We start from the raw sequence: 23,528 nt of genomic DNA on the forward strand, positions 1-23,528 counted from the left end.
CCGGTATGGGATTCGACCCGATCGCCGTCGTCGGCCGGGGGTGCGTCTTCCCCGACGCGCTCGACCCCGACACCTTCTGGGACAACATCGCCGCCCGCAGGTGCAGCATCTCGCCCGTCCCGGACGGCAGATGGCGACTGCCCCGACGGTGGGCCATGGGCACCGTCGAGGACCACCTCGACCGCACCTGGACCGACGCCGGCGGCTACGTCCGCGACTTCACCACGGCGTTCGACCCGACCGGGTACCTCGTGCCCCCCGAGGAGATCCTCGGCCTGGACCAGCTGTTCCACTGGGTGCTGTACGGCGCCCGGCAGGCGCTGCGCGAGGCCGGCCAGGAGGGGCCTTCGGCCCGCGCGGGCCTGGTCCTGGGGAACCTCTCGTACCCCACGAGCACCGGAACGGCCTTCGCCGAGCACGTATGGCTGTCCGGGGCAGCCCCGTCCCTGCTGCGTGGGGCGGCACGGACCGGGCCCGACCCCCGCAACCGCTTCTCCTCCGGGCTGCCCGCGCACTTCGCGGCCAGGGCGCTCGGGCTGGGGGCGGGAGCCTACGCGCTGGACGCCGCCTGCGCCTCGTCCCTGTACGCGGTCAAGCTGGCCTGCGACCGCCTGCACGACGGGACCGCCGACCTCATGGTGGCCGGTGCGGTCAACCGGGCCGACAACCTCTTCCTCCACGTGGGGTTCTGCGGCCTGTCCGCCGTCAGCCGCACCAGCCGCAGCCGGCCCTTCCACCGGGACGCCGACGGGCTGCTCCCCGGCGAGGGCGCCGGGTTCGTCGCCCTGATGCGCCTGCGCGACGCCCTCGCCCAGGGCTCGCCCGTCCTGGGGGTCGTCCGGGGGATCGGGCTGTCCAACGACGGGCGCGGCGGTGGACTGCTCAGCCCGGCCCGGGAGGGGCAGGAACGGGCGATGCGCCTGGCGTACGCCATGTCGGGTGTCGCACCGGGGAGCGTCTCGCTCGTGGAATGCCACGCGACGGGCACCCCCGTCGGTGACGTGGAGGAGGTCCGCAGCATGGCGCGGGTCTTCGCCGGCAGCCCCGACGTGCCCATCGGTTCGGTGAAGTCCAACGTCGGGCACCTGCTGGCCTCCGCCGGCGCGGGGGGACTGCTCAAGGTGCTCGGCGCGATGCGCGCCGGAGTCCGCCCCGCCACGCTCGCCGCCGAGGAGCCGCTGGCCGAACTGCGCGGCACACGGCTGCGGGTGCTGAGCGAGGCCGAGCCGTGGCCGGGCCTGCGCCGGGCCGCCGTCAGCGCCTTCGGGTTCGGCGGCACCAACGCCCATCTGGTCGTCGACGCCTGGGACGGCACCGACGGCGCCGGGGCGGTGGCGCCCCGCAGGCGTCGCCCGCCGGCCGAGCCGGTGGCGGTCGTGGCCCTCGCCGTCCGGGCCGGAGAGGGCGCGGGCACCGGGGACTTCCACCGCGCGGTGCTCGACGGCCGTCCGTCCGGCCCGGCCTCGACGGTCGACGTGGCCCTGCCGGATCTCCGCTTTCCACCGCTGGCGCTCGGAAAGGCGCTGCCCCAGCAGATCCTGATGCTCGAAGCCGCGCGGGAGGCCGCGAGGGACGTCACCCTGCCGCGCGAGCGGACCATGGTCCTCGTCGGGACCGGTGCGGACACCGAGAACGCCCGTGCCACCGCGCGCTGGCGGGCCCCCTCCTGGCTGGAGGAGGCTGGCCGGCCCGCCGGCCCGGCGGAGGCCGCACGTGTCCGTGACGCGTTCTGCGCCCCCATGGACGCGGAACGGGTCGTGGGCACCCTGCCCAACCTCGTGGCTAACCGGATCAACACCCAGCTCGACCTCGGCGGACCCGGCTGCACCGTGTCGGCCGAGGAAGCCTCCGGGCTGGTCGCCCTCGGCCTCGCGGCGCGGGCGCTCCGGGCCGGGGAGGCGGACGCGGCGCTCGTCGGCGCCGTCGACCTCTCCTGCGAACCGGTCCACCGGGCCGCCCTGCGCGCGCTCGGACGGCCGGCCGCCACCGGGGACGCGGCCGTCGCCGTCGTCCTCAAACGCCTCGCCGACGCCCGCCGGGACGGCGACACCGTGCTCGCCCTCCTCGACGACGAGGCCACCGGCGAGCCGGACGTGGTGACCGGCGACGGCGCCGGATTCGACCCGGCCGGACTGTTCGGCCGCGCCCATGCCGCCCACGGGCTGCTGGCCGCCGCCGCCGCGGTGACCGCCCTGCGCCACCGCGCGCTGCCGCGGGCGGGAGGCCCGGCCGCCGCGACGCCCGGACTGCGTACCGCGCGGGTGGAGGTGTCACCCCTGGACGCGCCTCCGCTGAGGGTGCGGCTGCGGGGGGCCGACCCCGGGTCCTGGGTGCCGGGGCCCCCGCCACGGCTGCACGTGTACTCCGGGCGTGACCGGCACGAGGTCCTGGCCGCACTGGAGTCGGGCACCGAGTCCGGCGAAGGACCCGCGAGGCTGGCCTTCGTGTCCGGCGGCGACCCCCGGACGGACCGGGAGACCGTGCGCCGCTGGCTCGCCGGGGGCGCCGTCAGGCCCCCCGGCGCGGCCTACCGCGACGCACCGGTGGAGGGCGGGACCGCCTTCGTGTTCACCAACGGCTCGGCCGCGTACCCGGACATGGGCCGCGAGGTCCTGCTGGCCCTGCCCTCACTCGGCGACGCGGTCGCTGCCACGTACGGGAAGGCCGTGCGGCAGCCGGTCACCGGTACGCCGTGGACCGTGCTCGACCAGATCTGGGGGGCCGCCCGGCTGGCCGCCGTCCACGTCGAGCTGACACGGGGCGTCCTCGGGCTGCGGCCCGACGCCGCCGTCGGCTACTCCTCCGGGGAGTCGGCCGCCCTGGTCGCCCTCGGGGCCTGGCGGGACGCGGAGGCCCTGCACCGGGACACCCTGGAGAGCGAGCTGTTCACCAGCGAACTCACCGGCGGGCTGAACGCCGTACGCCGCGCCTGGGAACGGCTCGGTGTGGTGGGCGACCGCTGGTCGAGCTACCTGGTCACGGCACCCCTCGACCGTGTCCGCACAGAGCTGGCCGACGAACCCGCCGTCCATCTGATGGCCGTCAACGCCCCCGGCGTGTGCGTGGTCGGCGGCGAGTCGCGGGCGTGCGCCGGCGTCATGGCGCGGCTCGGGGCCGCCCACGCGATCCCCGTCGACTACGACCTGGCCGCCCACGCGCCCGAACTGTCCGAGGTCCGCGACCGGTGGTGGAACCTCCACCACCGGCCCACCAACGCGGTGCCGGGCGTCCGGTTCTACAGCGGGGCGACCACGCAGCGGTACACCCCGACGGCCACACGCGCCGCCGACGCGGTCACCGCGCAGGGCGTGGGAACCGTCGACTTCGCCGGCACGGTCGAACAGGCATGGGCCGACGGCGCCCGTGTGTTCGTCGAGCACGGGCCGCGCGGTCTGTGCACGGGGTGGATCAAGCGGACCCTGGGCGACCGCGACCACGTGGCCGTCGCGCTCGACGCCGAGGGCAGAGGGCTGGAGCAGTTGTACGCGGCGGTGGCCGAGCTCGTCGCCGCAGGAGTACCCGTGCGCGCGGAGGCCCTCTTCACGCACCTGCGAGCCGCCGCGCCGCCACCGGCCGCCGACATCCCCGCCCTGACCGTTCCGGCCCACTGGGAGATCACCTTGCCACCACTCGGACAACCGGCGGTGATCATGCCCAGGGCGCCCCGGCTGACCCCGGTACCGCCCTGCCCGCCCGCCGCCGCGTCGCCTTCGCCTGTCACCGTGCCATCGGTGCCTGCCACTTCGCCGCTTTCGCCTGTCACCGTGCCGTCGGTGCCTGCCACTTCGCAGACCTCATCTGTCACCGTGCCGTCCGCGCCCGCGACTTCGCAGCCTTCGCCTGTCACCGTGCCGTCGGTGCCTGCCACTTCGCCGCTTTCGCCTGTCACCGTGCCGTCGGCGCCCGCCACTTCGCAGCCTTCGTCCGTCACCGTGCCGTCCGCGACTGCCACTTCGCCGCTTTCGCCTGTCACCGTGCCGTCGGCGCCCGCCACTTCACAGCGTGTGCCCGCCGCCATCCCCACCCCCCTCGCCGCCGACCCCGCCCCCCTCGCCGCCGAGCCTGCCGCCTCCACCGCCGAGCCCACCGCCGAGCCCACCGCCGAGCCCGAGCCCGTCGCCGGGGAACCTCGGGCGACGGACATGCGCACGCTGGTCGCCCGGCACACCGACCGGGTGATCGCGGTGCACCAGGACGTCCTCGCCGGACAGCTCCAAGCGCACCGGAGGTTCCTGGAGACGAGGGCCCGGCTCACCACCGCGCTCGTGCGCGCGGCGGCGGCAACGGTGGTCCCGCCGCCGCCCGGACCGGTCGCGCCTCCGCCCGCGGTGCCGGCCCCCTCGCCGGTCACCGTCTTCGACCGGGCACAGCTGGAACGGCTCGCCACGGAGCCGGTCTCCACCCTGTTCGGCCCCAGGTTCGCCGAGCAGGACGCGTACGAGCTGCAGACCAGGATGCCCGGACCCCCGATGCTGCTCGCCGACCGGGTCACCGGCATCGACGCCGTCCCCGCTGCCCTCGCCGGACCCGGCGCGGACCACGCCACCGGCACGATCCGGACCGAGACCGACGTCCGCATCGACAGCTGGTACACCGACTCCACGGGGCGCATGCCCGCGGGCCTGATGATCGAGGCGGGCCAGGCGGACCTGCTGCTGATCAGCTGGCTCGGGATCGACCTGGTCAACCGTGGGGACCGGGCCTACCGGCTGCTCGGCTGCGAACTGACCTACCACGGCAGCCCGCCCCTGGCGGGGGAGACGCTGCGGTACGAGATCCACATCGACCGGCACGCCCGGCACGGTGGTGTCCGCCTGTTCTTCTTCCACTACGACTGCTACGTCGGCGACGAACTCCGGCTGAGCGTCCGGGACGGACAGGCCGGCTTCTTCACGAGGGCGGAACTCGACGGCAGCGACGGTGTGCGCTGGGACCCCGCCACCTCCGCACCCGACCCCGGCGTACCGCAGGACGCCCCCGCGCTGTCCTGCGCGCGGTCGTCCTTCACCGCCGAACAGGTACGGGCCTTCGCGGACGGCCGGCCCGCCGACTGCTTCGGCCCGGGCTGGGACGTCACCAGGTCGCACGTGCGCACACCCCGGCCGGACGGCGGACGGATGCTGCTCCTGCGCGAGGTCACCGCGTTCGACCCCGCCGGAGGACCGTGGGGACGCGGCTACCTGCGTGCGGAGACCCCCGTCTCGCCGGACGACTGGTTCTTCGAGGGGCACTTCACGAACGACCCCTGCATGCCGGGCACCCTGATGCTCCAGGCCGGTCTACAGGCGATGGCCTTCCACCTGGCCGCCCTCGGCTTCACCGCCGGCCGGGACGGCTGGCGCTTCGAGCCGGTCACCGGACGGCCCTTCACCGCCCACTGCCGCGCGCAGGCCACCCCCGCAGGCCGGCGGATCGTGTACGAGGTGTTCGTGCACGGCGTCTCGGCCGGACCCGAGCCGACGCTGTACGCCGACATCCTGGGAACGGTGGACGGGGTCAAGGCCTTCCACGGCCGGAACGCCGCGCTCAGGCTGGTGCCGGACTGGCCCCTGTCGCAGTGGCGGCACCTGGGCGGCCACCAGGAGCAGACGAGCGGAACCCCGGTGCCCCCGGCCCTCCTCGGCGGGCTCGTCGGCCACCGGGAGTCCAGGCCGGTGGCGGAGTCCGGAGGACTCGTCCTGGGCTACCCGTCGCTGCTGGCCTGCGCGTGGGGCAGACCGAGCGAGGCGTTCGGCGACGCGGCGCTGCCCTTCGACGGCACGCGCAGGATCGCGCGGCTCCCCGGCCCGCCGTACCACTTCATGACCCGCGTCGTCTCCGTGGAGGGTCCGCCGGGCGGCATGCGCCAGGGCAGCCGGGTGACCGCCGAGTACGACGTACCGGCCGAGGTCTGGTACTTCGAGCAGGACGGCGGCCGGGCCATGCCGTTCGCCGTGCTCATGGAGATCGCCCTTCAGCCGTGCGGATGGCTGGCGGCCTACGTCGGCTGCCCGCTGGCCACCGACACCGACCTGCTCTTCCGCAACCTCGACGGGCGGGGAACGGTCAGCGGTGAGATCACCCCGGCCACCGGGACCGTGCGCACCGAGGCCGAGCTGACCTCGGTGTCGCGGACCGGCGAGATGATCATCGTGTCGTTCGCGATCCGGTGCTCCGCCGACGGCCGGGCGGTGTTCGAACTGTCCACGGCGTTCGGGTTCTTCCCGCCGTCCGCCTTCGACCAGCAGGTCGGACTGCCCGTCCCGGAGGGCGCCCGCGCCGCCCTGGAGGCGCCGTGCGAGCGCACGGTCGACCTCACGACGGGCCCCGCACGGTACTTCGCGGGTACCGCCGCACTGCCCGGCCCGATGCTCCTGATGATCGACAGGATCACGGGTTACTGGCCCGAAGGCGGCAGCGCGGGGCTGGGGCGGATCAGGTCGGAGAAGGACGTCGACGCGGGGGAGTGGTTCTTCAAGGCCCACTTCTTCCAGGACCCGGTCCAGCCCGGATCGCTGGGCGTCGAGGCGATGTGCCAGCTGCTCCGGTTCTGTCTGATCGAGCGCGGCCTGACCGAGGGCGTCGCGCACCCCCGCTTCGAGCCCGTCATGCCCGACCGGGAGGTGGCCTGGAAGTACCGGGGACAGATCACCCCGGACAACCGCCTCATCAGGATCGATCTGGAGATCACCGAGATCGCGCACGACGCGCGGGGCCCCTACGCGGTGGCGGAGGTCCGGCTGTGGGGGGACGGCATCTGCCTCTACCACGTCCGCGGACTCGGTGTCCGCGTCGTGCCCGGGGACGGCCCGCCCACGGTGACGGAAGAGATCATCGATCCGGCCGTAGACACCTGGACACGTGATCACCGGCCCACCTTCACGGTGCCCGCGCTGCCGATGATGTCGGTCGTCGACCGGCTCGCGCAGGCCGCGGCCGACCACACCGGACGCCCCGTGACCGCCGTACGCGATGTCCAGCTCCGGCGCTGGATCCCGCTCACCGGGCCGGTCCGGCTGCGGACGGAGGTCGTGGCCGCACCGGCGGGGCTGGAGGTGAGACTGCTGACGTGGCGTGAGGCGGCCACACCGGCGCTGTCCCGGTTCGAGGAAGCGGCCGCCGGCACCGTGCTGGTGGGCGACCGCCCCGGCCGGCGCCCCGAGCGGTTCGCCCCGCTGCCGGACGCCGTGGTGCAGCCGGACCCCTACGCCTCGGCCGAGCTGTTCCACGGACCGGCGTTCCAGTACCTGACGTCGCTCGCCATCGGAGCGGCGGGATCCTCCGGTGCGGCCGACACCGGCCGTGGCACGGTGCCCAAGGGCTGCCTGAACCAGGGGATCATGGACGCCCTCATCCAGGCCGTTCCCTCCGCCAGCCTGTGGCGGTGGTCCCCCGAGATCGGCGAGGACGTCGTCGGCTACCCCTTCCGGGTGGTCCGGCTGGACCTCTTCGAAGCGCCGCCGGACCCGGGCCGTGTGGAGATCGAGGCCCGCTTCGGCGGGTTCGTCACCGAACCGGGGAGCCCCAGGCCCCTGGCGGCGATCGACCTCCAGATGTGCGTCGGGGGACGGGTCGCCGCCGCGATGCGGCTGGTCAGCATCCTGCTGCCCGTCGGCCCCCTCGCCGGCGCCTCGCTCGTCGCCCGTCGGCGCTTCCTGACCCGCGGCGGCACCGAGGCCGGGGTCGGCCTGGGCAGGTACGCCGACGGTACGACGGAACTCCTCGCCGAGGAGATCGACGGGGTGGACTGGCTCAGGGGCACGGTCGCCCACGTCATGGGCCTGCCGCCCGGCGCCGCGACCAGGGACCACCTGGAGGTCATCGCGGTCAAGGACCACGTCGGCCGCGTCGCCGGCGTGCACCCGAGCACGGTCGAGGTCGGGGACGACCTGAAGTCCGCCCGTACCGCCGCCGGGCAGCTCCACCCCGTCCGGGTCGTCCGTGGCGCGGACGGGGTCACCGTGCGCTCCGGCGGTGAGCGATGACCGGAACCCTGGACCGCGTCGCGGCCCCCGACACACCCCCGACGACGCTCCCCGAGCGCCTGGTGCACCTGCTGGCGAGGTGGCGGTACGCGTTCCTCGCCCTGACCGTCCTGGTGACGATCGGTCTCGGAGCCGTCGGCCTGGGCGTGTTCGGCAAACTCTCCGGCGGCGGATGGACACCGGCCGGCTCGGAGTCCGCCCGCGCGGACGCGCTGCTGCGCGAGCACTTCCGCTCCGGCAGCCCGGACCTGGTCCTGCTCGTCGCCGCGCCCGGGTCCGTCGACGATCCGTCGGCGGCCGCAGCCGGACGGCGCCTGACGGAACGCCTGCGCGCCGACCCGCGCGTGCGGCACCTCGACTCGTACTGGCCACTGGGCGACCCGGCCCTGGTCTCGCGTGACCGGGGCACCGCGCTCATCAGCCTGCGCCTGCTCGGCGGCGAACGGGAGGCCGCGCGGACCGCCGAGGACATCCGCCGGGCGACCGCCACGGGCGCGCCCCCGCTGACCGCGTCCGCCGCCGGGAGGGCGGTGGCGAAGCGCGACCTGGAGAAGCAGAGCCAGCACGACCTCGTACGGGCGGAACTCATCGCGGCACCACTCGTCCTGCTCATCCTCGTCCGGATCTTCGGCAACCTCCTGAGCGCCCTGCTCGCCCTGTCCGTCGGAGGCGTCGCCGTGGTGGGCACCCTGGCGCTGCTGCACGCGCTCACCGAGTTCACCCAGGTGTCGGTCTTCGCCGTCAACCTGACCACGGCCCTGGGCTTCGGCCTCGCCATCGACTACGGGCTGTTCATCATCACCCGTCACCGGGAGGAACTGGCCGCGGGCCGCGACGTCCGGGAGGCACTCCTGGTCAGCGTGCGCACCGCGGGCCGTACGGTGTTCTTCTCCGCCCTGACCGTCACCCTGTCCATGGCGGCGCTGCTGGTCTTCCCCCTCTACTTCCTGCGCTCGCTGGCCTACGCGGGCATGAGCGTGGCGGCCCTGGCCGGGCTGACCGCGGTGCTCGTGCTCCCGGTGTGCCTGCTCGTGGCCGGCCGGAGGGTCGAGGGCCGGCGCGGCCGGTCACCGTCGGCCGGAGGGTGCCAGGACCGCGTCGGCGAAGGTTCCGGCGGAGGCCCGAACCGCGTCGGCGACTTGGGCGGACCCGGCCCCGGAAACGCCGGCGGCCGCGGCGCGGGGGGCGTCTTCCACCGCACCGCCCGGGCGGTGATGCGCCGCCCCGTCGTCACCGTCGTCCTGGTGGTCCCCGTCCTGCTGTGCCTGGCGAGTCCCTTCCAGCGCGTCGAGTTCGGTCTCTCCGACGACCGTGCGCTGGGCGCCTCCTCACCCGTGCACCGGGCCACCGACGTGATGCGCGAGGACTTCGGCCTCCGGTCGACGGCCCTGGCGGACATCGTGCTGCCCGGCCTCACGGGTCCGTCGTCGAACGCCCTGGCCGACTACGCGCGCCGGATCTCCCTGACCGCCCATGTGCTCAGGGTGGAGACCTCGACCGGCTCCTACCGGGCCGGTGCGCAACAGGCCCCGCCCACCCCGTCGTCCGCCCGCTTCTCCGCTCCGGGCGGCAGCCGGCTCTCGATCGTCACCGACGCCGAGCCGTACTCCGCGCAGGGCGGCGCGCTGGTGCGCGCACTGCGTGCGGTGCCGGCCCCGGTACCCGCGCTCGTGGGCGGTGACGCGGCGGCACTCGTGGACACCAGGGCCACCGTGGGCGAGCGGCTCTGGCAGGCAGCCGCGATCATCGTGCTGGTCATCTTCACGCTGCTGTTCCTGTTCACCGGCAGCATCCTCGTACCGGTCAAGGCCGTACTGCTCAACCTGCTCAGCCTCACCGCCACGTTCGGGGCGATCGTCCACGTCTTCCAGGACGGGAACCTGCGCTGGCTGGTCGGCGACTTCCTGGTCACCGGCACCACCGACACACTGCTGCCGGTGCTGATGTTCTGCATCGCCTTCGGCGTCTCCATGGACTACGAGATGTTCCTGCTGTCCAGGATCATGGAGGAGCACCGCCGTACGGGGGACACCACCTCCGCCGTGGCCTACGGGCTGGAGCGGACCGGCCGGCTGTTCACCGCCGCCGCGCTCGTGCTCGCCATCGCGATGGCGGCGATGGCCACCTCGCCCCTCACCCCGCTGAAACTCCTGGGCGTGGGGCTCACGCTCGCCGTCGTTCTCGACGCGACGCTGGTGAGGATGCTGCTGGTTCCCGCGATCATGAAGATGGCGGGCCGGGCGAACTGGTGGTGCCCGAAGCCCCTGCGGCGCGTGCACGCCCGGTTCGGATTCTCCGAGGCGGAACCCGTGAAGGCGGCCTGACCGCCGTGGAGCGGCGGCGCCGCGCACGTCACCAGGGCGAGAAGCCGGCCGGTTCGCCGTGCGGTCCTTCGAGGAGCGAGATCTGTACGCGCACGCGCTTGCCGACCGGCTCGCGGCGCACCTCGAAGCTCTGGCACACGGCGAGCACGATCTCCAGCCCGTGCTGCCCCGCACGGGCCGGGTCGGCCCCGTGAGCGGCGGGCAGGACGGACCCCGAGTCCCACATCGTGATGCCGAGCATGCCGCCGTCCACCTCCAGGTCCAGCAGGCAGGGCCCCGGGGCGTACTTGCAGACGTTGGTGGCCAGCTCGCTCACCACCAACTGCGCGAGGTCCATGGCCCGCGCGGGCACGTCCAGACCGTGCAGGGACCGCGCATCGGACAGGAACGCGCGGACGAAGTCCCGGGCACGGGAGATCTGTCCCGAGTCCATGTCGTACGCGGCGCCGCTCGCCACGACACGGGCCTCCGGCCCGCCCTGTCCGGTCCCGCGTGTTGTCACCAGAAGTCCCATGGCCCCGTCCCCCGTCACATCAGCCACGCCACACGCGAGGCTCATATGCCACCCGCCTACCCGGCCTCACACCTTTCAGGCATGGGAAACCGAAAAAAAGGGGCGGGTCCTGCCACCGTTCCGCGGCCCGGGGCCGGACGGTCCCGAGGTCCGGGCGGAGGCCGGGCCGGCGCGCCCGCCCCGGTTCCGCTCCCCGTCCCGCGCTCGCGGTCGGCGTCCACGGCCGTCCCCGGACGGGCGGGTGCCCCACGCCCACCGACACCCCCGCTCACGGTTCCGGGATTCCGGCCGCCGGCAGGGCATGCTGAGGCCCGTGACCACGCCGCCGTACGGCGGCCCGCCGCGGCGCCGGACCAGGGGCGCGTGACGTCGGCGGCCCCTTGAGGGTGAGGGAGACCGGATGGCGCACGACCGGCGTACGCGACCGTCGGCCGAGGAGACCGCGGGCACCCTGGCGGACCGGCTCAAGGAGCGCATCTACGCGACGATCACGATGATCGCCGTGGTGGTCGGGCTCTCGCTGAGCGACGCCGGCACGGTCGGCGCCCTGGCCACGGTCCTGACGACCGCTCTGGGGCTCTGGCTGGCGGCGCTCGTCGCCGACCAGCAGGCACACCGCACGGTGCACCGCCACCTCGCCACCGGCCACGACCTGCGCCGCATGCTCTACGTCAGCAGCCCCCTGCTGTCCTGCGCGGCGGGCCCGGCCGTCATGATCGCCCTCGCGGCCCTGGACGTCCTGTCCCTGTCGGCCGCCCTGATGACAGCGGCCGGAGTGGGCATCGCCTCGCTCTTCGCCTGGGGCTGCGCGGGAGGTCTGCGCATGGGAGGCGGCGTCCTCCTCGCGGTCCTCGCCGGTCTTGTGGACGCGGTCATCGGTGTCGCGGTCGCGCTGGTGAAGGCCGCGGCCGGACACTGACGAGGCCAACGCCCGCGGCGGGAGAACGGATGCCGGAGCCGCTCTTCCCGCCCGACCGCGCTGCCCCGGTCCCGGAGATCCCGCACGGGCCCGGGGCGGGCCGTCCGCCCCGGGCGCGTGCGACGGCGTGAGCCCCGCTCAGGCGAGCCGGTGCAGTGCGCGCACCAGTGCCCGCACCCCCTGCTCCGCCTTGGACCGGGGACACCCGACGTTGAGCCGGACCCGGCCCGGCGACCCGTAGGCCGCTCCCGGCATGATGGCGACCCGCTCCACCTCGACGAGCTCACGTTGCAGCGCCGCGTCGTCGACACCGAGCGGCCGCAGATCGATCCAGGCGAGGTACCCCGCCTGCGGCGGCTCCCAGCCGAGCTGCGGGAACTCCGCGCGGAGGTGGTCCGCGACCGCCGCGAGGTTGCCCGAGAGGTAGGCACGCAGGGCGTCGAGCCAGGGCGCCCCCCGCCGGTACGCGGCGATGTGCCCGACCAGTGACAGCACGGCGGGGGAGGAGAGCCCGTCCGCCTCCTTGAGCTGCCGCAGGTAGGCGTCGCGCGACGCGGGATCGCCGATGATCCCGTAACTACCGGTCAGGGCGGGGATGTTGAACGACTTGGACGCCGAGGTGATCACCGCCCACCGGCCCTCACCGCCGTGCTTCGCCCAGGGGCGGTGCACGTGCGGCGCGAAGGCCAGATCGGAGTGGATCTCGTCACTGATGACGGCCACGCCGTGCTCCGCGCACAGCCGCGCCATCCGGTCCAGCTCGTCCGCCGACCAGACCCTGCCCGTCGGGTTGTGCGGGGAGCACAGCAGCAGCACGGCCGTGTCGGGCAGCGCCAGGAGCCGTTCCAGCTCCGCCCAGTCGTCGAGCGGGCACGCCCGGAGCCTCCGCCCGTGCGCCGCCACGGTTCCGGGGAACGCGTCGTACATCGGCGTGTGGGCGACCACGCCGTCCCCGGGTTCCGACCACAGCCGGAGCAGCTGCGACAACTGGTAGATGACGGACGGCGCGTAGACGACCGTCCGCGGGTCCACGGCCGTGGCGTGCCGCGTCGCGTACCAGTGGACGATCGCGGAGAGGAAGTCGTCCTGCCGCCACCGCGAGTAGCCCAGCACACCGTGGTCCAGCCGCCCGCGGAGCGCCTCGATGACCTCCGGCGCGGTCTCGAAGTCCATGTCGGAGATGGTGAACGGCAGCAGATCCGGCACGCCGAAGCGGTCCTCGACGTAGTCCCACTGCGTGCACCAGGTGCCACGCCGGTCCACCGGCGTGTCGAAGTCGTACGGGACCGGGGCGTTCCCGTCAGGCGGGCCACAACGGCCGGGGGAGGGGGAGGTCATGGTCAGCCCACCGGGATCATGGCGGCGATGGCGTCCTTCACCGACTGGACCTGCGGCCCGATGACGACCTGCACGGTGTGCCCGTCGAGCTTGATCACGCCCACGGCGCCGAGCTTCTTCAGCCGCGCCCCGTCCACCCGCTCGGCGTCCTCGACCGTCATGCGCAGCCGGGTGATGCAGTTGTCCAGGGACCGGATGTTGCCCGCGCCGCCGATCGCGTCGAGGATCGCGACGGCGTCGTACTTCCCGGCGACCAGTTCACGCGCGGGCTCCGTCGCCCCGTCCGGAGCAGTGTCCTCACCGGACCCCTCCTTCGCGTGGTCCTCGCCGTCTCCGGCGTCCGGCTCCTCGTCGCGGCCGGGGGTCTTCAGGTCGAAGCGGTTGATGGCCCAGCGGAACAGGAAGTAGTACACGGCGAACCACACGGCCGCGATCACCGGCACCAGGTACCACTTGGTCGTGGAACCCTGGAGCACGCCGAAGACCAGCCAGTCGATGACGTTCCCGTCGGTGTTCCCGATGAAGACGCCGAGCACCGCGGCGGTCAGGAAGCCCAGCCCCACCAGGACCGCGTGGATGGCGTACAGCCACGGGGCGACGAACAGGAACAGGAACTCCAGCGGTTCCGTGATGCCGCCGACCACACAGGCGACCACACCGGACACGAGCAGGGCCTTGATCTCCGGGCGCATCCTCCTGTTCGCGCAGTGGTACATCGCGAGTGCCGCGCCGGGGAGGCCGCCCAGGTACGCGGCCATCTTGCCCTGGGAGAGGAAGTGGGTCGCGTCGGTCACGGCCGCGTTCGGGGCGCCCGCGCACTCAAGGTGCGCGTAGAACATGTTCAGGGCTCCGGAGACGTTGTCCCCGCAGACCGCCCCCGACCCGCCGACATCGGTGAACCGGAACATGGCGACGAGGATGTGGTGCAGGCCGATCGGCCGCAGCAGCACCTCTCCCATGCCGAAGAAGAACGGTCCGAAGACACCGGTGTGCCCGATGCCCCGGCCCACGGCGGTGATCCAGCCGTTGAAGGCCGGCCACACCAGGGGGATGAGCAGGCCGAGCACGCTCAGGGCGAGGGCGGAGACGATCGGGACGAAGCGCAGCCCGCCGAAGAAGGCCAGGGCGTCGGGCATCCGCTGGGTACGGAAGCGCTGGTGGAGGAGGCTGACAACGATGCCAACGGCCACGGCTCCGAGGAGTCCCGTATCGATCGACCGGACACCCAGCACCTCGGCTATGCCGTAGTGCCTGACCGCTTCCTCGTCCTCGAAGTCGACCCCCCTGGCGGTGAGGTAGAAGTTCACCGCCAGGTTCATGGCGGCGAATCCGACGAATCCGGAGAACGCGGCCACCCCCTTGTCCTCACGGGCCAGGCCGAGCGGAATCGCCATCGCGAAGAGGACGGGCAGGAAGGTGAAGGCGACCAGCCCCGTGTTGGCCATCCAGGTGAAGACGAGGTGGAAGACCTCGGCCTTCAGGAAGGGCAGGTTGTCGGTGACGGCCTCGCTGGAGAGCGACGAGCCGATGCCCAGCATGATGCCGCAGAACGCGAGCAGGGCCACCGGGAGCATGAACGTCTTGCCGAGCCCCTGGAGGAATTCCCAGAGTGCGGCTTTGGTCTTCTGCATGTGTACGGAACTTTCGAGCCTGGGGGGACGGACCCCGGCGCTCGCCGTGGCGACGCGGGGATCCACGGGCGATCGAGCGGCGCAAGACATGACGACGGGGTCCGGGCCGCCTTCGCGCACCACACCTGGGGATCGCCCGGTGAGCAGCGCCCTGCGGGGCCGTTCCGCCGCAGGGATCACATCACAGCAGGTCGGCGGCTGTCCATGGAGGCCGGAGCAGTCGGCCGGCCGGTGACGGAGGGGTGATGCGCGGAGTGAGGGGACGGTCGCCCGCCGTGACGTACGCCACCCGATCGCCTCCCCGGCGGGTGTTTGGGATCGCGCCGTTGGGTAAGGGGCTCTGTGATCGCCGGAGCTGACAATCCGGTGGATAGTGTGCGGAAGCTACCGAATGAGGAGGCTCGATGTCCTCGAAGCGACGTCGTAAGAAGAGGGCCCGCCGCAAGAACGGCGCGAACCACGGCAGCCGCCCCCAGTCCTGAGGGGGCGTCGGAGCGTCCGGGGGACGGCATGTGCCGTCCCCCGGACGCTTTTCCGGTTCAGGTGAGCAGCTGGTTGCGGTGGGAGGCCCGGCGGGCGGCGGCCAGCAGGGCGTGGATCTGGGGTCCGGCCTGGTCGAGGCGGGCCACGGGCTTCGCGAACGGCAGGCGCACATCGCGGTGGGTGCGGGGGTACTCCAGGCGCAGGGTCACGCCGTAACGGTCCATCGCCAGCGGGAGGACGCGCGTGACGCCCTTCTCCGGCTGCGGCTGCACGAGGCGCAGGAGCAGCGGGACGAGTTCGCCGTGGTCGTCCACGAGGTGGGTCAGCATCCCCGCCTCGCTGGTGGCGATCGGATCGGGGGTCGTCTCCTGCAACGTGTCCAGGGTGACGAAGACGCGGCCCCTGTGGTCCTCGAAGACCGCCTGGCCGAACTCCATGCAGGTGCTCTCCGCCGCTTCCGTGCTGTAGGGGGCCGAGAGCAGGCCGGTCACCGTGACCCGGGCGCGGGTCCGGTCCCGTACGGGGGTCGGCGCGATGTCGGTGAACTCCAGCCGGACGGGGATGCGGGCCCCCGGCAGGGCGGGGCCCGACTCGGACGGTTCGTGCAGGTGGATGTGGCCCATCGCGGCCGTGCCGTCGAGGCGGTGCACCTCGATGGGGTCGAGCCCGTCGCTCACCACCGTCATCGAATGGGCCGCGGTCAGGATCGCCAGCACGCGTTCGGCGGGGGTGGGCTGTGTGACGCGGGAGTTGAAAGGACGCATCCAAGTTCTCCAGAGGAGCGGGCGGGGAGACCTCATTACAGCTACTTAGGTATGCCTAACCTAACCCATGATGGACGGTTCGGGTAGTGCGGCACCCCTCCCGACGGGTGTTCGAAGCGGCGTACCGGCCCCCGCGCCGGGGGCGGGTACGCCGCCGCAGAGGGTCACTTGGCGGAACTCGCGTACGGGAGCAGGGCCATCTCGCGCGCGTTCTTCACGGCTGCGGCGACCTGGCGCTGCTGCCGCGCCGTGATGCGGGTGACCCTGCGGCTGCGGATCTTCCCGCGGTCCGAGACGAACGTGCGCAACAGGTCCGTGTCCTTGTAGTCGACGTACGAGATTCCGGCGGCGTCGAGCGGGTTCGGGCGGGGCTTGAGGGGGGTCCGGCTGTCCGGGCGGCGTGGCATCGGTCTTCCTTCACAGGGCGGGTGAACGGGCGGGTGGCGGGCCGGCGGTCAGTGGGCCGGGTCGAGGAGGGGGCCGAACGCCGTGGGCAGCCTCTTCCACCCCTCGGGGCCCGCCGCGTATTCGGCGTCGGTGAGCAGGCAGGACTCCAGCAGCGCGGTGAGGCCGTCGCGGTCGAGACCGGGGGAGACGAACACCAGGTGCTGGCAGCGGTCACCGTGCACGGGGTGCCAGTCCAGCGCGGCGGCGGCGCGGCGGAACGGGGGAACGAGGTCCCAGGCGGCGTCGGGCAGGGAGGCGAGCCAGGGGCCGGCGCTCTCGACGCAGAGCGCGCCGCCCGCCGCGTCCCAGGACAGCAGTGTGTCGGGCCGGTCGGCGAGCCAGAAGCGGCCACGGCTGCGGGCGGCGGCGCAACTCAGGTCCTCCAGCGCTTCGAAGAGGCGCCCGGGGTGGAACGGGCGGTGCTCGCGCCACACCAGGGTGCTGACGCCCGCCTCCTCCGCCTCCTGGGGGAGGAGCGCGCACGAGGGGTGCTGCGCCGCTCCGGCCGCCTCCACGTCGAAACCCGCGAGCGCGAGCTGCGCCAGGGCCCCTGAGCCGGCCGGGGCCTGGGGCGCCGTCGGGTGCAACTGCCCTATCAGCGCCCGGTCCTGGGCGTCCGCGTCGGCGCTGTCCACGAGGGCGATGACGGACGCGTACTCCAGCTGGCGGGCCCAGGTGTCACCGACCGTACGCTGATCGCCCGGCGCCGCAGCGAGCCCCGCCTCCGCCAGGTCGTCGCCGTCGGCCAGGCAGGGCAGGACGAGAGCCGGGTCCACCGCCGTGATCACACCGGTCACCTCGGCCCATCCCGTGCCGTGCGCGGCGATGACCTCCGCCATCGCCCTGGGCTCGACCGAGTCCCACAGTTCGACGACGGCGAGGGTGGTGAGGCCCCCGGCCGCGAGCCGCTCCAGCTCCGGGACCAGGTCCTCCCGCAAGGCGCAGCAGGCGCAGTCGTTCACGAGGGGCGCCTCGCCGCGCGAGAGTTCACCGGAGGCGTCGCGGACCGTACGGTGGACGGTGCCCCCGGTCGCGGTGGTCAGGTCGTGGTGCAGCGCGACGCTGCCGGGCACCCGGGCGAGCAGTCCCTCCACCACCTCGCGGCGGGCGTCGGAGTGGAGTCCGCCGACCAGGGCCACGGGGAGCTTCCGGCTCTCCTCCATCACCGTTCCTCGCGTCGGCCGTAACGGCGTTCGAACCGCTCCACGCGTCCCGCGGTGTCCATGACGCGGGCGGTGCCGGTGTAGAAGGGGTGGCTCGCCGAGGAGATCTCCACGTCCACCACCGGATAGGTGTGGCCGTCCTCCCACTCGACGGTGCGCTCGCTCGTCAGGGTGGAGCGCGTGAGGAAGGCGTAGTCGGCCGCCTTGTCGCGGAACACGACGGGGGCGTACGCGGGGTGGATGCCTGGCTTCATGGTGAGTTCCTCCGGTTCGGGGTGGTGCGGAATCGGCGCGGGTTCAGCGCTCTTCGCGGAAGTCGACATGGCGGCGTACCAACGGGTCGAACTTGCGCAGCACCAGGCGGTCGGGGTTGTTCCGCCGGTTCTTGCGGGTGACGTAGGTGTAGCCCGTTCCGGCCGTGGAGCGGAGCTTGATGATCGGGCGTAGTTCGTTGCGAGCCATGGCGCTACTATATGGCAATGGTTTCCATTTTCAATACGGGGGCCGCCACGTCAACGAGAGGCAGGTACCTCCATGTCCGCCCACTGCCAACTGACCGGCGCCCGGCCGGGCTTCGGCAACGCGATCTCCCACTCGCACCGGCGCACCTCGCGCCGGTTCGACCCGAACATCCAGCGCAAGCGCTACTGGGTACCCGGTGAGGGCAGGTATGTGCGACTGACGCTGAGCGCGAGGGCCATCAAGACGGTCGACGTCATCGGCGTCGAGGCCGCCGTGGCCCGCATCAGGGCGCGAGGGGGGAAGGTCTGATGGCGAAGAAGAGCAAGATCGCCCGGAACGAGCGGCGCAGGGCGACCGTCGAGCGGTACGCCGCCCGGCGTGCCGAGCTGAAGGAGATCATCCGCCGCCCGGGAGTGCCGGAGCGGGACCGGCGGGCGGCCGCCGAGGAGCTGCGGCGCCAGCCGCGCGACGCGAGCGCCACCCGGGTCCGTAACCGGGACAGCGTGGACGGGCGGCCCCGTGGGCATCTGCGGAAGTTCGGACTGTCCCGGGTCCGGATGCGGGAGCAGGCGCACGCCGGATTCCTTCCCGGGGTGACCAAGTCGTCCTGGTGAAGGCCGCTTTCCGGGCCGAGGCGGGCCGCGTCGCCCGGACGGGTTCGCGGAGGTGATGCGGCGGCGGGGCCCCGGGCGTCATCGGCGGCCCGGGGCCCCGCGCCGGCCGCGTCCGAGGAGTGGGCGGAGGGGCGAGGCCCTGCGGGCGGCGGCTTGGCCGGCGCGCGGCCGTTCCCGCTCCGGGCTGCGTGATGAGCCCGAGGCCACCGCCGGTACGCCGAGGCGCCGGGCCCGGCATCCGCGCCGCTGCGGTGCTCGGCCCCCATCAGCCACGCGCGGGCCCGCCGCGCCTCGGCGGTGACGTCGACGGGACGGGCGGGGAGCGGCCGGTGTCCGGCGAGCTCCTCCTCGGGACAGCCGGGGAGTATCCGGTGTCCGGCGAACTCCTCGTCGGGACAGCCGGGGAGCATCCCGTGCCCGGCGAACTCCTCCTCCTCCTCCTCCTCGGCATGGGCCGCGCAGCCCTGAGGGCGTACGACGTCGAGATCGAGACTCACGTGCGGGGAACCGCCCCGTCCGTGTCCCGCCCGCTGCGGCCCGGCGCAGATGACGCAGTAGATCTGGGGCCCGGGAGCCGCGCGGAACGTGGCGGTCCGCCACGCGCCCGGCGGTACCGGTGGAGCGTGGCGGTCCATCACGGCCCGGCGGTACCAGCGGAACGCTCGTGAAACGGGTGGTGCGGTCGTGCCCGGCCGCACTCCGTGCCCGTCCTCGCCGAGCCCGGGTGGCGGTCCATCGCGCGCTCAGGGGCGCGTCGTTCGTCCGGATGTCGACCGGCACCGACTCGCTCGATGCGGCCGAGCCGGGACGCCACCCCGGCCGGGCCCGGACGGGAGGCCGTCCGTGCGTTCTCCGCTCCCGGTGGTGCCCGTGTGAGAACCGTTGACAAAAATGCGGGCTGCTAGAAACCTGTCACCTCAGCACCGCAAAATATTGACCAGATCACTCAAAAACCCAAGCAATGAGCGCGAGTTCCCGGCAGGTGGCCTGCTCTCTCTCCTGTCGGCGCCCCTGATCGTCCCCCCATCGGTGTACCGGCAGCCCGCACCCGCCCGTCGCCCACCGTCCGTCGCCGTGAGCGTCGCGCGGTCGGTGACGCGTCGCCGTGTCCTCCCGGTCCCGCGGCCCCACGGAACAAGAGGACAGCATGAGATGGAAGCAGTTCGGACGGCGGTTCGCCGTCGGTGCGGTGACGGCCGCACTGATGACCGTCGGGCTCCTGCCGGTCACCGCGTCGGCGGCGGAGCCGCGCACCGACCTGGCCCTCGGTAAGCAGACGACGAGCAGCGGATCGCACGGCGCCTACCCGGCGTCGAACGTCACCGACGGCAGCCAGCAGACGTACTGGGAGAGCTCCGGCGCCTTGCCCCAGTGGGTCCAGATCGATCTGGGCGGCCGGTTCGACGTCGACCAGGTGGTGCTGAAGCTGCCCTCCACGTGGGAGGCGAGGACCCAGACGCTGGGTGTCCGGAGCAGCACGGACGGCAGCGCGTTCAGCGCCCTGTCGGACTCCGCCGCGCGGGTGTTCAGCCCGTCGGCGGGCAACACCGTCACCCTCGGCTTCACCGCGAGGCAGGCGCGGTACATCCGTGTGCAGGTCACGGCGAACACCGGCTGGAACGCCGCGCAGCTCTCCTCGGTGGAGGTCTACGGCGCGAACGACTCCGGGCCGCCGCCCGCGACCGGGTCCAACCTCGCGCTGAACAAGCCGGTCGAGGCATCGTCGTACGCGCAGACCTATGTGGCGGCCAACGCCAACGACGACCGGCTCGGCACCTACTGGGAGTCGAACGGCCACCCCTCGACGCTGACGGTGAAGCTCGGTGCCGACGCCGACATCGAGGCCGTCGTCGTCAAGCTCTCCCCCGATCAGGCGTGGGCGGCCCGCACCCAGAGCGTCCAGGTGCTCGGCCGGGCCCAGGACGCCACCGGCTTCGTGTCCCTGAAGGACCGCGCCGACCTCGTCTTCAGTCCCTCGGTGAACGGGAACGCGGTGACCGTTCCGGTCAGCGGCCGGTACGCGGACGTACAGCTCAAGTTCTTCTCCAACACCGGCGCCCCCGGCGCCCAGGTCGCCGAGTTCCAGGTCGTCGGAACCGCCGCGCCCCACCCTGACCTGATCGTCTCCGAACTGACGTGGTCGCCCTCCTCGCCTTCCGAGAAGGACACCGTCACCGTGCACGCCACCGTGCGCAACACCGGTACGGCGGCCGCCGCCGCGTCGGCCGTCGACGTGAGCCTGGAAGGTGTGGTCGCCGGCAGCGCACCGGTGGGAGCACTCGCCGTCGGCGCCTCCACCACGGTGGCCGTCGACGTGGGCAGACGGCCGGCGGGCACGTACAGCGTCTCCGCGGTGGTCGACCCGACCGACGTCATCGTGGAGCAGGACAACAGCAACAACAGCCGCACCGCCGCGTCGAAGCTCGTGGTAGCCCAGAGCCCCGGCCCCGACCTGGAGGTGCTCGGCATCACCTCGAACCCGTCGAACCCCGCCGTGGGCGCGGCCGTCACCTTCACGGTGTCGGTCCACAACCGCGGCACGACGGCGGTGAGTTCCCCCACGGTCACCCGCCTCCAGGTGGAGGACACCACGCTGAACGGTACGACCGGGGCCGTTCCCGCCGGAGGCACCGTCACCGTGCCCATCAGCGGGAGCTGGACCGCCAGGAGCGGTGGCGCCAACCTGACCGCCACCGCGGACGCGACCGGCCTCGTCGAGGAGACCGACGAGAACAACAACGTCTTCTCCCGCGCCATCGTGGTCGGCCGTGGAGCGGCGGTTCCCTACACCGAGTACGAAGCCGAACAGGGCGTCTACAAGGGCACGTTGCTCACGTCGGACCGGAAGCGGACCTTCGGCCACACCAACTTCGCCACCGAGTCGTCCGGGCGTCAGTCCGTGCGGCTGAACTCCACGGGCGAGTACGTCGAGATCACGTCGACCGTGCCGACCAACTCGATCGTGGTCCGCAACTCCATCCCCGACGCCCCCGGTGGCGGTGGGACGGAGGCCACCATCAGCCTGTACGTCGACAACACCTTCGCCCGGAAGCTGACGTTCTCCTCCAAGCACAGCTGGCTCTACGGCGACACGGACAGTCCGGAAGGCCTGACCAACCGGCCCCAGGGTGACGCGCGCAGGCTCTTCGACGAGTCCAACGCCCTGCTCGGCCAGACCTACCCCGCGGGCACCAAGTTCCGTCTCCAGCGGGACGCGGGCGACTCCGCGTCCTTCTACATCATCGACCTCGTCGACCTGGAACAGGTCGCGGCACCGGCGAGCCAGCCGTCCGGATGCACCTCGATCACCGCCTACGGGGCCGTCCCGAACGACGGGATCGACGACACGGACGCCATCCAGCGAGCGGTGACGGCCAATCAGGACGGTGACATCGGCTGTGTGTGGATCCCGCCGGGGCAGTGGCGGCAGGAACAGAAGATCCTGACCGACGACCCGCTGAACCGGGGCCAGTTCAACCAGGTCGGCATCCGGGACGTCACGATCCGCGGCGCCGGCATGTGGCACTCCCAGCTCTACACCCTCACCGCACCCCAGGACGCGGGCGGCATCAACCACCCGCACGAGGGGAACTTCGGCTTCGACATCGACGACAACACGAAGATCTCGGACCTGGCGATCTTCGGCTCCGGCACCATCCGCGGCGGCGACGGCAACGCCGAGGGCGGAGTGGGACTCAACGGCCGGTTCGGCAAGAACACGAAGATCACCAACGTGTGGCTGGAGCACGCGAACGTGGGTGTCTGGGTCGGCCGCGACTACGACAACATCCCGGAACTCTGGGGACCCGCCGACGGCGTCGAGTTCACCGGAATGCGGATCCGTGACACCTACGCGGACGGCATCAACTTCGCCAACGGCACACGCGACTCGACCGTGTTCAACTCGTCCTTCAGATACACCGGCGACGACTCGCTGGCCGTGTGGTCGAGCAAGTACGTGAAGAACCCCTCGGTGGACATCGGCCACGACAACCACTTCCGCAACAACACCATCCAGTTGCCCTGGAGGGCCAACGGCATCGCGGTCTACGGGGGGTACGGCAACACGATCGAGAACAACATCATCTCGGACACGATGAACTACCCGGGCATCATGCTGGCGACGGACCACGACCCGCTGCCCTTCTCGGGACAGACGCTGATCGCCAACAACGCCCTGCACCGCACGGGCGGGGCGTTCTGGGGCGAGGCCCAGGAGTTCGGGGCGATCACGCTGTTCGCGGCCGGGCAGGACATTCCGGGGGTCACGATCCGCGACACCGACATCCATGACTCGACCTACGACGGGATCCAGTTCAAGTCGGGCGGCGGCTCCGTCCCAGGGGCGCGGATCTCGAATGTCCGCATCGACAACTCCGTCAACGGAGCCGGGATCCTGGCCCATGGAGGCGCACGGGGCAGTGCGACGCTGACCGATGTGACCATCACCGGTTCGGCCGACGGCGACGTCGTGGTCGAGCCCGGATCGCAGTTCGTCATCAACGGCGGGGCAGGCACGGCCTCCAGCCGGAAGTAGTCACGATCCGGTCCCCGGAAGGCCGGAACACGACCCCGGCCCCCGGTCGGCACGCCACCGAGGCGAGCCGGCCGGGGGCCTGAGGTGCTGGCCCTGCTGCTGACGCCTCGGGCCGTACTCGGCCTTGCGGGCTGACACGTCGGACCGGCGAGCGGACGCGTCAGGCCGCACCCGGCGCCGCGCGCTGAAGCGTCGGGTGGCACTCGGCTTCGCGCGCTGACACGTCGGGTGGCACTCGGCTTCGCGCGCTGACGCGTCGGGCCGCACCCGGCGCCGCGCGCTGACGCGTCGGGTGGCACTCGGCTTCGCGCGCTGATGTCCCGGTCCCTCACCCGGCCCTGCGGGCTGACGCCTCGGCATGCGCCCGG

The 23,528-nt window shown here is 72.8% G+C and carries 15 protein-coding genes; 7 read left to right on the forward strand and 8 right to left on the reverse strand.

The features are described 5' to 3' along the window. The first annotated feature begins 5 nt into the window (after positions 1-5). Both ACFVS9_RS28730 and ACFVS9_RS28735 read left to right on the forward strand, forming a co-directional pair. Positions 6-7,964, forward strand: coding sequence for a beta-ketoacyl synthase N-terminal-like domain-containing protein (locus ACFVS9_RS28730; RefSeq protein WP_389936991.1), 7,959 nt, complete (start codon positions 6-8; stop codon positions 7,962-7,964). Beyond that, positions 7,961-10,288, forward strand: a complete 2,328-nt coding sequence (locus ACFVS9_RS28735) for an MMPL family transporter (protein ID WP_389936994.1) — start codon at positions 7,961-7,963, stop codon at positions 10,286-10,288. Before ACFVS9_RS28730 ends, ACFVS9_RS28735 begins: the two co-directional genes overlap by 4 nt. A 28-nt stretch (positions 10,289-10,316) precedes the next feature. Here the strand turns inward: ACFVS9_RS28735 and ACFVS9_RS28740 are convergent, their stop codons facing one another. After that, positions 10,317-10,802, reverse strand: coding sequence for an ATP-binding protein (locus ACFVS9_RS28740; RefSeq protein ID WP_389936997.1), 486 nt, complete (start codon positions 10,800-10,802; stop codon positions 10,317-10,319). A 400-nt stretch (positions 10,803-11,202) separates the two neighbouring features. On the opposite strand from ACFVS9_RS28740, the gene ACFVS9_RS28745 reads away from it, so the two are divergent. Beyond that, positions 11,203-11,721, forward strand: coding sequence for a hypothetical protein (locus tag ACFVS9_RS28745; RefSeq protein ID WP_389937000.1), 519 nt, complete (start codon positions 11,203-11,205; stop codon positions 11,719-11,721). Between the two features lie 138 nt (positions 11,722-11,859). Here ACFVS9_RS28745 and ACFVS9_RS28750 read toward each other — a convergent pair whose 3' ends face one another. Then, positions 11,860-13,059 carry a MalY/PatB family protein gene (locus ACFVS9_RS28750; protein ID WP_389937003.1) on the reverse strand — a complete coding sequence of 400 codons (1,200 nt, stop codon included), beginning with the start codon at positions 13,057-13,059 and terminating at the stop codon, positions 11,860-11,862. 2 nt (positions 13,060-13,061) lie between these two features. Beyond that, positions 13,062-14,690, reverse strand: coding sequence for a maltose/glucose-specific PTS transporter subunit IIBC (gene malX / locus ACFVS9_RS28755; protein WP_389937006.1), 1,629 nt, complete (start codon positions 14,688-14,690; stop codon positions 13,062-13,064). A 404-nt stretch (positions 14,691-15,094) separates the two neighbouring features. Between malX and ACFVS9_RS28760 the strand changes: the two genes are divergently transcribed. Continuing rightward, positions 15,095-15,172, forward strand: a complete 78-nt coding sequence (locus tag ACFVS9_RS28760; protein WP_374104540.1) for a 50S ribosomal protein bL37 — start codon at positions 15,095-15,097, stop codon at positions 15,170-15,172. A gap of 57 nt (positions 15,173-15,229) precedes the next feature. On the opposite strand, the gene ACFVS9_RS28765 is transcribed toward ACFVS9_RS28760, so the two are convergent. The 5 genes from ACFVS9_RS28765 to rpmG all read right to left on the reverse strand — a co-directional run bounded on the left by ACFVS9_RS28765 (position 15,230) and on the right by rpmG (position 18,009). Continuing rightward, positions 15,230-15,937, reverse strand: a complete 708-nt coding sequence (locus tag ACFVS9_RS28765) for a DUF2470 domain-containing protein (RefSeq protein ID WP_389937009.1) — start codon at positions 15,935-15,937, stop codon at positions 15,230-15,232. A gap of 164 nt (positions 15,938-16,101) precedes the next feature. Continuing rightward, on the reverse strand, positions 16,102-16,344 hold the full coding sequence (gene rpsR / locus ACFVS9_RS28770; protein ID WP_383119022.1) for a 30S ribosomal protein S18: 243 nt from the start codon (positions 16,342-16,344) through the stop codon (positions 16,102-16,104). A 48-nt stretch (positions 16,345-16,392) separates the two neighbouring features. After that, positions 16,393-17,547, reverse strand: a complete 1,155-nt coding sequence (locus tag ACFVS9_RS28775; RefSeq protein ID WP_389937012.1) for a CobW family GTP-binding protein — start codon at positions 17,545-17,547, stop codon at positions 16,393-16,395. After that, positions 17,547-17,801 carry a type B 50S ribosomal protein L31 gene (locus ACFVS9_RS28780; protein ID WP_383119024.1) on the reverse strand — a complete coding sequence of 85 codons (255 nt, stop codon included), beginning with the start codon at positions 17,799-17,801 and terminating at the stop codon, positions 17,547-17,549. Before ACFVS9_RS28780 ends, ACFVS9_RS28775 begins: the two co-directional genes overlap by 1 nt. A gap of 43 nt (positions 17,802-17,844) precedes the next feature. Continuing rightward, positions 17,845-18,009, reverse strand: coding sequence for a 50S ribosomal protein L33 (rpmG, locus tag ACFVS9_RS28785; RefSeq protein ID WP_203183923.1), 165 nt, complete (start codon positions 18,007-18,009; stop codon positions 17,845-17,847). 72 nt (positions 18,010-18,081) lie between these two features. Between rpmG and rpmB the strand changes: the two genes are divergently transcribed. From rpmB to ACFVS9_RS28800, 3 genes are all read left to right on the forward strand, one after another. Beyond that, a complete protein-coding gene (gene rpmB, locus ACFVS9_RS28790; protein ID WP_383119025.1) occupies positions 18,082-18,318 on the forward strand; it encodes a 50S ribosomal protein L28 in 237 nt (78 codons plus the stop codon). Beyond that, positions 18,318-18,623, forward strand: coding sequence for a 30S ribosomal protein S14 (gene rpsN, locus ACFVS9_RS28795; protein WP_383119026.1), 306 nt, complete (start codon positions 18,318-18,320; stop codon positions 18,621-18,623). The genes rpmB and rpsN overlap by 1 nt, the downstream gene beginning before the upstream one ends. 1,147 nt (positions 18,624-19,770) lie before the next feature. Continuing rightward, a complete protein-coding gene (locus ACFVS9_RS28800) occupies positions 19,771-23,160 on the forward strand; it encodes a CARDB domain-containing protein (RefSeq protein ID WP_389937018.1) in 3,390 nt (1,129 codons plus the stop codon). Positions 23,161-23,528: the final 368 nt, after the last annotated feature.

It is taken from the genome of Streptomyces sp. NPDC058008, assembly GCF_042886395.1.
Classification (GTDB): domain Bacteria; phylum Actinomycetota; class Actinomycetes; order Streptomycetales; family Streptomycetaceae; genus Streptomyces.

Coding starts and splice junctions, on each gene's coding strand:
- ACFVS9_RS28730 (WP_389936991.1), top strand. CDS start 6: ATGGGATTCGACCCGATCGCCGTCGTCGGCCGGGGGTGCGTCTTCCCC.
- ACFVS9_RS28735 (WP_389936994.1), top strand. CDS start 7,961: ATGACCGGAACCCTGGACCGCGTCGCGGCCCCCGACACACCCCCGACG.
- ACFVS9_RS28740 (WP_389936997.1), bottom strand. CDS start 10,802: ATGGGACTTCTGGTGACAACACGCGGGACCGGACAGGGCGGGCCGGAG.
- ACFVS9_RS28745 (WP_389937000.1), top strand. CDS start 11,203: ATGGCGCACGACCGGCGTACGCGACCGTCGGCCGAGGAGACCGCGGGC.
- ACFVS9_RS28750 (WP_389937003.1), bottom strand. CDS start 13,059: ATGACCTCCCCCTCCCCCGGCCGTTGTGGCCCGCCTGACGGGAACGCC.
- malX (WP_389937006.1), bottom strand. CDS start 14,690: ATGCAGAAGACCAAAGCCGCACTCTGGGAATTCCTCCAGGGGCTCGGC.
- ACFVS9_RS28760 (WP_374104540.1), top strand. CDS start 15,095: ATGTCCTCGAAGCGACGTCGTAAGAAGAGGGCCCGCCGCAAGAACGGC.
- ACFVS9_RS28765 (WP_389937009.1), bottom strand. CDS start 15,937: ATGCGTCCTTTCAACTCCCGCGTCACACAGCCCACCCCCGCCGAACGC.
- rpsR (WP_383119022.1), bottom strand. CDS start 16,344: ATGCCACGCCGCCCGGACAGCCGGACCCCCCTCAAGCCCCGCCCGAAC.
- ACFVS9_RS28775 (WP_389937012.1), bottom strand. CDS start 17,547: ATGGAGGAGAGCCGGAAGCTCCCCGTGGCCCTGGTCGGCGGACTCCAC.
- ACFVS9_RS28780 (WP_383119024.1), bottom strand. CDS start 17,801: ATGAAGCCAGGCATCCACCCCGCGTACGCCCCCGTCGTGTTCCGCGAC.
- rpmG (WP_203183923.1), bottom strand. CDS start 18,009: ATGGCTCGCAACGAACTACGCCCGATCATCAAGCTCCGCTCCACGGCC.
- rpmB (WP_383119025.1), top strand. CDS start 18,082: ATGTCCGCCCACTGCCAACTGACCGGCGCCCGGCCGGGCTTCGGCAAC.
- rpsN (WP_383119026.1), top strand. CDS start 18,318: ATGGCGAAGAAGAGCAAGATCGCCCGGAACGAGCGGCGCAGGGCGACC.
- ACFVS9_RS28800 (WP_389937018.1), top strand. CDS start 19,771: ATGAGATGGAAGCAGTTCGGACGGCGGTTCGCCGTCGGTGCGGTGACG.